A 13,520-nucleotide genomic window follows, 5' to 3' on the forward strand; every position below is an offset into this window, starting at 1 on the left:
GTGACTAAGAAACTGTCCATAATAACTATTACCTATAACAATGCCGAGGGTCTAAAGCAGACGATGGAAAGTGTTGCTGCCCAAACTTGGGGCGATTTTGAGCATATTGTCGTTGATGGTAATTCTACCGACAACAGTGTAGCTATTATAAAATCCTTTGATTACAAAAACCTCATTTGGGTAAGTGAATCAGATTCTGGTATTTATAATGCCATGAATAAAGGAATAAATAGAGCGTCTGGGAAGTATGTGTTGTTTCTAAATAGCGGTGATTACCTCGAAAATGAAAAGGTTTTGACTAATGTACTGAAGTACTTAAGCGATAACTTCTCTGTGCTTTCAGGTCATATGATTTTTAACGAAGATTCGGGGAAACGATTAAGAGAGCACCCAAATAAAATGACGTTTTCTTACCTCGTAGGCAATGCAATTTCACATCCTTCTACATTTATAAAAAGAGAACTTTTTGTAAAATATGGTTTTTACGATGAAGAATTTAAGGTAGTTTCAGACTGGGCATTTTTCTTAAAAGTATTAGGCATTCATAATGAATCTTACTTGAAGATACCGTTAATAATTTCAGTTTTCGACACAAAGGGAGTATCATCTAACATAGATAATCTCGATAAGGTTTATAAAGAGAGAGAAAAGGTTTTGGCATCTTATTTTCCTCGCGTTTTTAATAATGAAAACGATACTTATATTTTTAATAAGTTTATTGAAACTAACAAACGGTTTAGATATTTACAGATTATAGATAATTATCCTTTTTTTAGGAAAATTGCTACATTAAAACTTGGAGCTATGGCCTGGTTGATAAAATTATTTTATAAAAAAGCCAAATGAAGCAGAGTTTATTGATAATTGGGCCTATTGCCGATATTGGAGGTCGGGAACTAGAAACGGGTTTTATAGCGAGTACACTAGAAGAAAACTATGACATTACAGTATTATCTACGGCTTATTATACCTCAAAATCTCAAATATTCGATTTAATTTCAAGACAACGAGTTAAAAACCTCGATGCATTAATTTACAAACAGAATTTATGGTTCAGGTTTTTAGCGCTTATCAGTTATTTAAAATCACTAAAGAAAGAATCTGTTCTGCAATGTGTAAGTAATAACTTATCAAAAAAAACAGGCTACAGAACATTAGCTATTGATTTGATTAAAAGAGAAATCGACAAAAAAGATGCAGTTTTTATGTGTGCCCAATTAAGTAGCAACTACATTAAGGAAGTTGTAGAATATTCAAAATCAAACGATAAGCCTATAGTTTTAAGAACATCTAATACTATTAGGAAATTAGATGAAAAGCAAAATGAGTGGATTGCCAATATAGATTTGTTTATACATCACTCCATGTCAAACGCAAACAGGTTAACCTTTTTGAACAATTATAAGTATTTATTAATAGATCAATGTACTTTTAGGGAAAATGAAATGCTTATGATCCCACCAACTAAAAAGTTTAAGACTATTCTTTTTGTTGGTAGGCTTTCTTATGAAAAAGGCATATTAGAGCTTGTTAATTTATTTCAGGATTATAAAATAGAATTAGATTTAAAGGTTATTGGAGATGGTCAACTATTTGATGAAATAAAAGGTGTTTCAAGCAAATTAAAGAACGTTGAGCTTTTAGGGTTTTTAAAGCAAAATGAAATATTGGATCAGCTCAAAAAAGCTGATGCGGTCATAATCCCATCTTTTGAGGAATCAGGGCCACTAGTTGGCTTAGAGGCTATGGCCTCTGCACGCTTGGTGCTTTCAACCAAAGTTGGCGCTATGGAGGAGAGATTAAAGGATTGTGAAAATCAATTTTGGTTTAACGTTAATAACCTCGATACGCTTAAATCTTTGATTGATAGAATAAGTGCTTTTTATCCAGAGGATATAGAAAGGATAGCAATAGGTAACAGAAAACGTTACCTCGAAAAGTATAAAATGGAAACTATAAAAAGTCAATATAAAAGTGCTATTTTTAACCTTCTAAACCACCCGAGAAAAGAAAGTGTATGAGATTAGGAATGAACCCTCAAAAACAGGCGAGGAAAATTCAGTTAAAATGTCAGCATAGACTAATAATTGTAGTTTTCATTCCTTCATTAGATGGTTATTATAAAAATGTTCTTGAGGTTTTTAAATTATGCTTAGAATCGGCTATTGCAACTACAAACTCTAATTGTGCAATAACTGTGGTCAATAATGCATCTTGCGATGAAGTTACGCAATATTTAAAGGAACAGTTGGGTGAAGAAAAAATCGATACCATAATTCACCATAAAGAAAATATGGGTAAGATAGATGCGCTCATAGGTGCAGCTAGAGGAAGTAGAGAGCCTATTATATCCCTTTCAGACGTAGATATACTTTTTCAACATGGTTGGCAAACAGAAATTGAAAATGTTTTTTCCAATATTAAAAATGTAGCTTCAGTTTCACCAATACCGTGTAGAAACTTTCAGAATTATGAAACCTCTTCTACTCTTAGTAAAATTTTGCGAGGTAAGGTAAAGTTTGAGTATAAATCAATTTCAGAAAATCACGATGCGCATAACAAATATTTAGAAAGTTTTCGATGGAACTTAGAAACGGACAAGAATCTAAAATGGCCAGTAATAGAATCTAATAATGTTGAGGCTATTGTCGGTAGCGGCCATCAGATACTAAGTATGCGTAGAGAATTGTTTTTTACAACAGTTCCCAACGCGCCTTCATTGATTTTGGTAGGCAATAATTCTGAATATCTGTATTGCGATCAACCTATTAACGTTTCTGGTGGTATGAGATTGGCAACGTACAATAATTGGGCTTACCATATGGGTAATACCGTAGAAGATTGGATGCGAGATATCCAAAAGAAAAATCTTATGGAGCAAGGTACGTCTGATAACCTAGAAAAGTTCTCATTGCCTAACTTCACTCCAAAACAACCTAACAGGTTATGGTATAAATTTAAAAAAAGAGTAGTGCATAAATTGTTTAACTTGTTGCATAAGAAAAGATAGGATGGGTAAGACTATAGCTATAATACCAGCAAGAGGTGGCTCAAAAAGATTACCGAATAAAAATGTAAAGCCTATTTGTGGTATACCCTTATTGGCTTACTCCATAAAGTATGCTTTATCAAATTCTCATATTGTTGATGAAGTTTATGTGTCCTCAGATAGTGAAAATATTAAAATTATTGCCCAGCAGTATGGTGCAAAAATCACTCACAGACCAGAAAGTTTAAGTGGTGATTCCGAACCTACAGTGACAGCACTTAAACATGTTTTAGAGAATATAGAAGATATTGAGACGGTCATATTGCTGCAGCCAACAAATCCATTACGACCTAAATCTTTACTCAAAGATGCATTTAATGTATTTAAAACAGATACTAGAAAGAGTTTGTTCACAGTGAGTAGTGATATTAGAAAACTAGGAAAAATTATTGATGGTAAATACCAACCTTTCAATTATAAAATAGGTCAGAGGAGTCAGGATTTAGATCCCTTGTATTTTGAAAATGGATTGTTATATATTACACAGGCAGAATTAATTAAAGAAAATATAATATTCAACGAGTCCTCTATTCCATTTATCGTCAATCATAAATTTGCAGCAATCGATATCGATACACAAGACGATTTTGATTATGCAGAGTATATTTTAAAACATTACAATGAAAACTAATCCGTTTATTGAAATAGAAGGTAGAAAAGTAGGATGTGATTTTCCACCATTGGTAATAGCCGAAATAGGTATTAATCACGAAGGTTCTTTAGAGGTAGCAAAAGAGATGGTAGACGCAGCACATAAAGCAGGAGTTGAGGTGGTAAAGCATCAAACACACATTGTTGAAGATGAAATGAGCAAAGCGGCAAAGAAGGTCATTCCTGGTAATGCAGATGTGTCCATCTATGAAATTATGGAACGCTGTGCGCTGAATGAAGCAGACGAACTAGAATTGAAAAATTATGTAGAAAATAAAGGAATGATTTTTATCTCCACTCCTTTTTCCAGAGCAGCAGCAGAGCGTTTAAAAAGTTTTAATGTGTCTGCTTACAAAATCGGTTCAGGAGAGTGTAATAACTACCCATTGTTAGAACATATTGCAAAATTTGGCAAACCTGTAATCTTAAGCACCGGAATGAATACTATAGAGAGTGTTGCAAAAGCAGTGAAGATTTTTTGGGCACACGATACTCCCTTGGCATTATTGCATACCACAAACTTATATCCCACACCTTCAAATTTGGTTCGTTATGGTGCAATGATGCAGTTGCACAATGCATTTCCAGAGCAGGTCTTTGGTCTGAGTGACCATACCTTAAACAATAATGCTTGTTTAGGAGCTGTAGCATTGGGAGCGTCTATTTTAGAGCGCCATTTTACAGATCATATGCAAAGGCAAGGTCCAGATATAATTTGTAGTATGGATGAGCAAGAATGTGCAGACCTTATCAAAGGTAGCAAAGAAATTTGGTCGATGAGAGGAGGGACAAAAGAACCTGCAAAAGAAGAAAAAGTGACCATTGATTTTGCCTTTGCCACGGTTTGTACTATTAAAAAAGTTAAAAAAGGCGACCAACTTTCAGAAAATAATATTTGGGTAAAACGGCCAGGAACGGGTAAAATTTTAGCTGAAGATTATAACAGAGTTTTGGGAAAAATAGCTCTTAGAGACCTTGAGGAAGGTGAACATTTAGATTATAAAGATTTTGAATGAAATCGAAATTTAAAAATCTAATCATTAAACATGCGAAAAATAGTTTTTTTAACAGGCACTCGTGCCGATTTTGGTAAAATAAAAGCACTAATTAAAAGTGTTGAAAATCATTCTGGTTTTAAGCCTTATATATTTGTCACAGGAATGCATCTGTTAGAAGAATATGGATATACAGTGATAGAGGTGGAGCGTTGTGGTTTTAAAAATATCTCTAAGTTTCATAACCATACCGATGAGGCTACAATGGATTTAACCTTGGCTAAAACCATAAATGGTTTTTCAAAATATATAAAAGGTATTCAACCAGATTTAATTGTAGTTCATGGCGATAGAGTAGAGGCTCTAGCTGGTGCCATAGTTGGTAGTTTAAACAATATTTTAGTAGCGCACATAGAAGGAGGTGAACTTTCTGGCACAATTGACGAATTAATAAGACACTCTGTTTCAAAACTCAGTCATATACACTATACATCTAATGACGAAGCGAGGAAACGATTAATACAAATGGGTGAATTAGAACACTCTATCTTTACTATTGGTTCCCCAGATGTTGATATTATGTTCTCTAATAATTTACCTTCGATAGATGAGGTAAAGCATTATTACCAAATAGATTATGACACGTATGCAGTGGCAATGTTTCACCCTGTTACAACTGAGATTGAAAGCATTGAGAAGAAAGCATACCAATTTGTGGACGCACTAATTGAAAGTTCCAAGGACTATGTTGTTATATACCCTAACAACGATTTGGGCAGCAAGCATATTTTAAATGCTTATAAAAAGTTAAATGACAATGAACATTTTAAAATATTCCCTTCTATCCGTTTTGAATATTTTCTAACCTTGTTGAAAAAGGCTGAATTTATAATAGGCAATAGTAGTGCTGGTGTAAGGGAGGCCCCTTACTATGGGGTACCTACGATCAATATTGGGAATAGACAACTTAACAGAGCAAATTCTTCTCAAATTATTAATGTTCCATGTAAAAAGTCGGCCATATTGGAAGCGTTTAACAACCTGATAAGCAATAACGATGGACCGATTAAAACTTTTGGAAAAGGAGATAGCGCTAAGTTATTTCTAGATAGCCTCGAGTCTTCAAGAGTTTGGTCTATAAATCACCAAAAGCAATTTAAAGATGCTTACTAAAAAGCATATTCTTTTTTTAGTTCCAGATGGAGTCGGTATAAGAAATTTCCTCTATTCTGATATTATAAAACACTTAAAGACTGAAACTGATATTAGTATTTGGTCTACTTTGCCAATAGAAGCATTTAAAGACGTAGAGAGATTACATAAGACAGACTTTAATTATCAACAGATTGTTTTACAACCTGAGAACAGCAAAACAAGATTATTTAGGGAGGCCACAACTTTTGCAAGATTAAAACGTAACGCAAAAATAAAAAACAACCCAAACATCCTAACCAATTGGAATCGAGCTAGCTATAGTATAAAGGTTAAGCTACTATATAGATTAGCCGAGATTTTGGGTAATTATTGTACAAAAAGCTATGAGCGTATATTAAGTTTCGAAAAAAAATCTAGAGAATGTATTTCTCAACAAATAATAGATGCTTATAAAGAAAAATTAGAAGCTATTAACCCTAGTGCCTTATTTATTACGCATCAACGTGTACCAGGTTTAATGCCCATTTGTCTTGCAGCAGAGCAATTGGGTATAGAAACTGCAACTGCAATTTTTTCATGGGATAACCTGCCAAAAGCTAGATTGTCCGTAAAAACAAATACCTATCTCGTCTGGTCCAAATGGATGAAAGACGAAATGAAAGATTATTACCCAGAGATTCCAAAGGAAAATGTAAAACTAGTTGGCACTCCACAGTTTGAATTTTACTTAGACCATAACCGAAAAGATGAAAGGGTTGATTTTGCTAAAGCTCATGGCCTAGATTCAAATAAAAAGTGGATTTGCTTTAGTGGGGATGATCTTAAAACATCACCTCATGATCAACTTTTTTTAAGAGATATGGCCGAGGCGTTGGTAGATATGCGCAATGAGATTCAGATAATCTTTAGACGGTGCCCAGTTGATTTTTCTAACCGTTATGGCGAGGTATTAAATACTTACAGAAATTTAATTGTGCCTATAGATCCCTTATGGAATATCCAATCCAAAACAGGTTGGATAGGTTATTTCCCAAAGTACGAAGACATAAATATGCAAGTTAATTTGGCATATCACTGTGAATTAGTTGTAAATTTAGGATCGACTATGGCTTTGGACTTCGCAACACATAATAAACCCTGCTTGTATCTCAATTATAATCCTTCTATAGAAGGTAACTGGAGTAGCGAAATAGTTTATAACTATCAGCATTTTAGAAGCATGAAGGGCTTAAACCCTGTTGGATGGATAAACAATAAAAATGAAATAGCACCTCTAACGCTAAAAGCACTTAACCAACCAAATGAAGTTGGGCCAGATAAAAGAATTTGGTTGAAAAAACTTGTGCTCCATCCTTTAGATCAAAACTCACATAATATTGCAAAAGAGTTGTTATAATGCATATTTGTTTTATCACATCAGAGTACCCCAAACAAGGCTATCCACATGGCGGTATCGGAAGCTTTATTAGTACTATAAGTCGTGGGTTGGTACAGAGAGGTCATAGAGTTTCCGTAATTGGAATTAACTCCTACACCAATGTTGATGAATACGAAGTAGATGAAGACGTATGCGTATATAGATTGAAGCCAAAAAAACTTAAGGGGCTTACATGGTGGTTAAACAATAGAGCTATAAGTGCAAAACTTAGAGCAATCCATCAGCAAAACTCAATAGACATTGTTGAAACAGCAGAATTGGGACTTGCTTTTGTGGATAAAATTAAATCTATTAATTATGTAATTCGTCTTCATGGCGGACATCATTTTTTTGCTGAAGCCGAAAAAAGAAAAGTCTCATGGTGGAAAGGGTTGCAAGAAAAGCGTTCATTTAAAAAGGCCGATGGATTTATAGCGGTTTCTAAATTTGTAAAGTCACATACAGCCATGTATTTAAGCTATCACAACAAGCCTGTAAAAGTAATAATGTCTCCTATTAACTTAGATATTTTTAAACCTATACCTGAGATTGAAATACGACCAAATACTATTTTGTTTGCAGGAACTGTTTGTGAAAAAAAAGGTGCACATGAGTTGATAAAAGCAATGCCGAAAGTTCTAGAGGTTTTTCCAGATGTGCAGTTGCATATGTATGGAAGAGATTGGTTTTTTAAAGATGGAAGTTCCTATATTACTTATTTAAAGGATTATATTTCGAAGTTGGCTATAAAGAAAATTCATATTCAGTTTATGGGCTCAGTCTCAATGCACGAGTTGGCTAGAAAATATGCTTCTGCAGAAATTTGTGTTTTTCCTTCTTTAATGGAAACCCAAGGGTTGGTAGCTCCAGAGGCTATGGCTATGGAAAAGTTAGTGATATTTTCTAAGTGTGGGCCTGGACCAGAAACTGTAGAGCATAATAAAACGGGTTTACTGTGTGATCCTTATGACGATCAGGATATTGCGGATAAAATAATCTGGGCGCTGAAACATAAGCCTGAAGCTATTGAAATTGCCAAAAACGCAAGAAATCATGTGATTTCAAACTTTAATATGGATGCTTTGATAAAGAAGAATATAGAATTTTATAATTTCGTTATAAGTCAATAATTATAGATGTTGTTATTTAAAACCGATTTACATAAATACAAAGCTTATAGTGGCAATAAATCTACATTAGTGTTGATGTTAACAACACAAGGGCTTTGGGCACTTTTTGTTTATAGGTATTCTAATAAGATATATCGTTCAGCCCTCCCTTCTTTTTTTAAGAAACCCTTATTGCGTTTAGCTGTTTTATGGCAAAAATGGATTGAGATTGTTGCTGGTATCTCTATACCTTATTCTGTTTCCATAGGGCATAGTTTTTATATAGGGCATTTTGGTAACATAATTATCAACTCTAAGGCAATAATTGGCGATAATTGTAATATTTCACAAGGTGTTACTATAGGTATAAGCGGTAAAGAAGAAAAACGAGGTGTACCAATATTAGGTAATAATGTCTATATAGGGGCTAATGCAGTATTGGCTGGTAGAATTGTAGTCGGTGATAATGTTGTTATTGGTGCAAATTCATTAGTAAATAAAAATGTAGAATCTAATGTTACTGTGCTTGGCGTCCCTGCAAAAAAAATAAGTGATAATTCTTCTTCTGGGTATATATAAAATGAAAGAAAATAAAATAAAATTTTTAGTTATTACATATACCCCTTTGATTAAAAAAAATGGTGAGTACCACTCCTACTCTCCATATGTAGATGAAATGGACGTTTGGTTTTCGTTTGCAGATGAATATCGTATACTTTCACCCAATTCATATCCTACACGTTTTCTGTCTAAGCCTTTTAAATCTAAAGATATTCGGTCTTATCACATACCATTTATAGCATTTAATTCTTTTTTAATGGCCTTAAAAAGTGTTTTAGTATTGCCTTATATTTTATTTCAAATGATAAGAGCAATGTTATGGGCTAATCATATTCACTTTAGAAGCCCTGGCAACGTAACTCTTATTGGGAGTATAGTCCAAATTCTATTCCCGTTTAAGAAAAAATCAGTAAAGTACGCAGGAAACTGGGATCCCAATAGTAATCAACCTATAAGCTATAGAATTCAACGAGCGATATTTAGAAGTACTTTTTTATCAAAAAATATAAAAGTTTTAGTCTATGGGGAATGGGATAACGAAACAAAAAATATTACTCCTTTTATGTCTGCTACGTATCAAGAAAATGAGAAAATATATCATAACCTAAGAAATTATGAGCACAAACTCAAATTTGTTTTTATAGGTGCAATGGTAGTGGGTAAGAGACCTAAACTAACTGTGAAAATTGTTGAATCCTTAATAAAAAGAGGTTTCAACGCGGAACTACATATGTTTGGGGATGGTGTACTAATTAATGAGGTAGAACAATATGTTATTGATAATGAATTAACTGACGCGATATATATTTATGGCAACAGAGATAAGGAAACTATTAAAAACTGTTTATTAGATGCTCACTTTAGTATTCTTCCTTCAAAAAGCGAGGGATGGCCAAAAGCTATCGCTGAAGGTATGTTTTTTGGAGCTATACCTATATCAACAAAAATTTCATGCTTACCGTGGATACTAGATAATGGTAATAGAGGAATCTTGATTGATGAAGCGTTTGATGAAGCCACAAGAACCATTGAAGAAGAACTTAATAAAGGCAATGATTACTTAAACACAATGTCAGAGAAAGCTTTAAATTGGGCACAGCAATACACCCTGGATCGCTTGGAATCTGAAATTGAAAAAGTTGTAAAAGATGGTTAAGGTTTTACAGATTATAGATAGTTTACATGCTGGCGGTGCAGAAAGGTTAGCTGTAAATTATGCAAATGAGCTCAATGAAAATCAAATAGATTCCCATTTATGCGCTACACGCTCAGAAGGCCCACTTTTAGAGTCCTTAGATGTTAACGTTGGCTACATATTTCTAAATAGAAAATCGACTTTAGATATAGCAGCTATTTTTCGTTTACGATCTTACATATCTAATCACAAAATTAATATAATTCACGCTCATGCATCTTCATATTTTATTTCAACCGTAGTAAAATTACTTATACCGAGAGTGAAAATTGTTTGGCATGATCATTATGGAAATAGTGAATTTCTTGAAAAGCGTCCAGTAAAGACTCTTCGCCTGTGTTCTTATCAATTTTCCCAAATTTTTAGCGTTAACCCAAAATTAGAGTCGTGGGCCAAAAATAAGTTATTGTGTAAAAATGTTAGATACATTAAGAATTTTCCTGTTTTAAAAATACCACACACACATCTTACTGAACTAAAAGGTAAGGACGGTAAACGTATATTGTGTTTGGCAAATTTACGTGAACAAAAAAACCATATCAGATTATTAGAGGCTTTTAAGTTAATTATTAGAAGCCATCCTGATTGGACATTGCATTGCATAGGCAAAGACTTTGAGGATGATTACTCTAAATTGTTTTTTTCAAAATTGAATGAGTATGGGTTACAAAACCATGTGTTCTTTTATAATGCTAAATCAGATATTCTCAATATATTGCAACAAGGTACAATTGGTGTATTGGTATCTAAATCTGAAGGTTTACCACTCGCCTTATTAGAATATGGGCTAGCTGGTTTACCAGTGGTCTGCACAGATGTTGGGAATTGTGGAAACCTAATACCTAATGGCTCATATGGTATTTTAATCAAAAACGATAATGCCACTTTAATAGCTGCAGCAATAAATAAATTTATTGAAGATGAAAATTATAGAACTACCAGTGCCAAAAATTTTAACCTAATGACCTCTGAAAATTACTCTAAAGAAAGAGTCATAAAAGAGGTTGTGAAAATATATCATAAGATCACTACTCATAATAAATCATAAAGTGGAATCTAAATACATCTCAAAAATTATATTGCACATAGGTTTTGGCATCTTGTTATATTTTGTGTCTTTTTTTTCCTCAATTATTCTTCTTTGGGGTTATAAGTTTTTTTTTATTTAAGATTATAATAGCTGCACCCAAAGAAAAGTCAAAAGCAGTTTTACAGGGTTGTGCTTATCTTACTGGAGCTGAAGTTATTTTTAGAATGACAGATGCAGGATTGTTTTATGAGTCTTCAAAATATTTTATCATCTTCTATATAATTTTTGGCATGTTCTACAATGGTGTGTCTAACAAGGGCTACCCTTATTTTATATTTCTAATTTGTTTGGTGCCATCGATAATAGTGGCTTCAACCAATATAGGGATAGATGCCAGTCTAAGAAAAAATGTAGCTTTCGTTTTAAGCGGCCCAGTTTGTTTAGGCATTTCAGCATTATATTGCTATGACAAGAAGATAACTATGAAACAGATTTTGGATATCTTATTTTATATGGCATTACCAATAGTAACACTAACCACTTATCTATTTCTCTATACACCTAGCATTAAGGATATCATAACAGATACCGAATCTAATTTTGCAGCTTCTGGGGGATTTGGGCCAAATCAGGTTTCTACTGTTTTAGGTTTAGGTATGTTCGTTTTCTGTGTTAATTACTTTCTCAACTCCAAATCCAATTTATTGAAGATAGTTAATATAATACTCTTTTCTTTAATAGCATTTAGAGGTATTATAACATTTAGTAGAGGTGGTGTTATTACTGCAATTTTAATGATTTTTGCTTTTTTGGTTATTGTGTATTCAAAATCAAAGCGGCGACAGAAAAATTTAATAATCACCTCTTTTATCTCTTTTATTGTCATCTCCTCAGTTATATGGGTTGTAAGTTCTAATCAAACAAATGGTTTAATTGAGAAGCGTTACACAAATCAAGATAAGATTGGTCGCGAAAAAAATGATGTTAGCGCAGGTAGAATAGATTTGTTTGTTAACGAGCTTCAGGGTTTTATTGATAAACCTTTTTTAGGAGTTGGAGCGAGCGGTATGAAAGAGCGCCGACTAATTACCTTGGGCAGGGTTATAGCAACTCACAATGAGCTTAGTAGATTATTATCAGAACATGGCATTTTAGGGATATTTATGTTGTTGATATTGATCTTTAAACCCTTAGATATGAGGTCGACAAATAGATATAACTACTTTTTTTATGCTTTTTTAATATTTTGGTTTGCAACGATCAACCATTCCGCAATGCGAATAGCAGCGCCAGGTTTTATATATGCCCTTGCACTTTTAAACATTAGATATGAAAAACGTCCTATACATAGGAAACGCGTTATCGAGCAAAGGTAAAACCACTACATCCGTTGAAAGTTTAGGAGCTAAATTAGGTGAGTTGCACACCCTAAAGATAGCGTCGAATAAATCAAATAAAATCTTGCGTCTATTGGACATGATCAAAGTGGTTGTTAAAAATAGGTCATGGGCAGATTATATATTAATAGATACCTACAGTACAACTAATTTCTACTACGCTTTAATAATTAGTCAATTGGCTAGATGGTTTAATATTAAATATATACCAGTATTACATGGAGGAAACCTAGAAAACCGTTTAAAAAACAGTAAGAAAATAAGTGATGTTATTTTTAACAATGCCTACAGGTTAGTATCACCTTCAAATTTTTTAAAGAACGTTTTTGAGGATTATGGATTTAATAATGTCCTGTATATTCCAAATGCAATTGAATTAGAAAACTTTGAATTTCAGAATAGAGACATAAAAACCATAAAATTACTATGGTTAAGATCATTTTCAGAAATATATAATCCCAAACTCGCTGTTTTAGTTTTAGAAGAATTAGTAAGTAGAGGATATCAGGCAGAACTTACTATGGTTGGTCCAGAAATAGATGGATCTATGGAAGCGTCAAGAATTTTAGCAGAAACCAAAAATCTAAATGTTAATTTTACTGGCAAGCTTGATAGGAAACAGTGGACTAATCTGGCCAAAGACTGCAATGTTTTTATAAACACTACAAATTTCGATAACATGCCAGTGAGCGTCATTGAAGCAATGGCTTTAGGGTTACCTGTTGTTTCCACAAATGTTGGTGGATTGCCGTATTTAATTGCTCATAAAAAAGAAGGGTTATTGGTGCCTCCAAATGATGCTTATGCTATGTCTGAAGCAGTCATAAGATTAATGAAAGATAAAAATTTAAAGGAAAACATAGTCAACAATGCCCGAAAAAAGGTTGAACAATTTAACTGGGAAGCTGTTAAACCGAAATGGAAAAGCCTTTTATCGTAATTAGTATAGAAAATGATTTGC

At 33.3% G+C, this 13,520-nt stretch carries 13 protein-coding genes; all 13 read left to right on the top strand.

From position 1 onward, the window contains the following. Genes SIB89_RS14500 through SIB89_RS14560 form a run of 13 tightly spaced genes read left to right on the top strand, consistent with a single transcriptional unit; the run spans position 1 to position 13,499 of the window. Positions 1-846: a glycosyltransferase family 2 protein gene (locus SIB89_RS14500; RefSeq protein ID WP_412560339.1), complete on the top strand. Its 846-nt coding sequence runs from the start codon at positions 1-3 to the stop codon at positions 844-846. Then, positions 843-2,021, top strand: coding sequence for a glycosyltransferase family 4 protein (locus tag SIB89_RS14505; RefSeq protein ID WP_412560340.1), 1,179 nt, complete (start codon positions 843-845; stop codon positions 2,019-2,021). The genes SIB89_RS14500 and SIB89_RS14505 overlap by 4 nt, the downstream gene beginning before the upstream one ends. Next, on the top strand, positions 2,018-3,010 hold the full coding sequence (locus SIB89_RS14510; RefSeq protein ID WP_412560341.1) for a glycosyltransferase: 993 nt from the start codon (positions 2,018-2,020) through the stop codon (positions 3,008-3,010). Before SIB89_RS14505 ends, SIB89_RS14510 begins: the two co-directional genes overlap by 4 nt. Position 3,011: 1 nt before the next feature. Then, positions 3,012-3,680 (top strand): cytidylyltransferase domain-containing protein, encoded by a 669-nt coding sequence (locus SIB89_RS14515; RefSeq protein ID WP_412560342.1) that lies wholly within the window; start codon positions 3,012-3,014, stop codon positions 3,678-3,680. Continuing rightward, entirely contained in the window at positions 3,670-4,716 is a 1,047-nt protein-coding gene (locus SIB89_RS14520; protein WP_412560343.1) for an N-acetylneuraminate synthase family protein, read from the top strand. Before SIB89_RS14515 ends, SIB89_RS14520 begins: the two co-directional genes overlap by 11 nt. 30 nt (positions 4,717-4,746) lie before the next feature. Further along, a complete protein-coding gene (gene neuC / locus SIB89_RS14525) occupies positions 4,747-5,868 on the top strand; it encodes a UDP-N-acetylglucosamine 2-epimerase (RefSeq protein ID WP_412560344.1) in 1,122 nt (373 codons plus the stop codon). Beyond that, a complete protein-coding gene (locus SIB89_RS14530) occupies positions 5,858-7,246 on the top strand; it encodes a hypothetical protein (protein WP_412560345.1) in 1,389 nt (462 codons plus the stop codon). The genes neuC and SIB89_RS14530 overlap by 11 nt, the downstream gene beginning before the upstream one ends. Beyond that, positions 7,246-8,397: a glycosyltransferase family 4 protein gene (locus SIB89_RS14535; RefSeq protein ID WP_412560346.1), complete on the top strand. Its 1,152-nt coding sequence runs from the start codon at positions 7,246-7,248 to the stop codon at positions 8,395-8,397. Before SIB89_RS14530 ends, SIB89_RS14535 begins: the two co-directional genes overlap by 1 nt. A gap of 6 nt (positions 8,398-8,403) precedes the next feature. After that, positions 8,404-8,955 (top strand): serine O-acetyltransferase, encoded by a 552-nt coding sequence (locus SIB89_RS14540; protein WP_412560347.1) that lies wholly within the window; start codon positions 8,404-8,406, stop codon positions 8,953-8,955. Position 8,956: 1 nt separating this feature from the next. Beyond that, entirely contained in the window at positions 8,957-10,093 is a 1,137-nt protein-coding gene (locus SIB89_RS14545; RefSeq protein WP_412560348.1) for a glycosyltransferase family 4 protein, read from the top strand. Next, the gene (locus SIB89_RS14550; RefSeq protein ID WP_412560349.1) at positions 10,086-11,180 is read left to right on the top strand and encodes a glycosyltransferase; all 1,095 of its coding nucleotides are present in this window, start codon (positions 10,086-10,088) and stop codon (positions 11,178-11,180) included. The genes SIB89_RS14545 and SIB89_RS14550 overlap by 8 nt, the downstream gene beginning before the upstream one ends. Before the next feature lie 44 nt (positions 11,181-11,224). Next, positions 11,225-12,538, top strand: coding sequence for an O-antigen ligase family protein (locus SIB89_RS14555; protein ID WP_412560350.1), 1,314 nt, complete (start codon positions 11,225-11,227; stop codon positions 12,536-12,538). After that, positions 12,492-13,499 (top strand): glycosyltransferase family 4 protein, encoded by a 1,008-nt coding sequence (locus SIB89_RS14560; protein WP_412560351.1) that lies wholly within the window; start codon positions 12,492-12,494, stop codon positions 13,497-13,499. The genes SIB89_RS14555 and SIB89_RS14560 overlap by 47 nt, the downstream gene beginning before the upstream one ends. Positions 13,500-13,520 lie beyond the last annotated feature (21 nt).

Source organism: Winogradskyella sp. MIT101101 (genome assembly GCF_047126865.1).
In the GTDB taxonomy this organism is placed as follows: Bacteria; Bacteroidota; Bacteroidia; order Flavobacteriales; family Flavobacteriaceae; genus Winogradskyella; species Winogradskyella ouciana.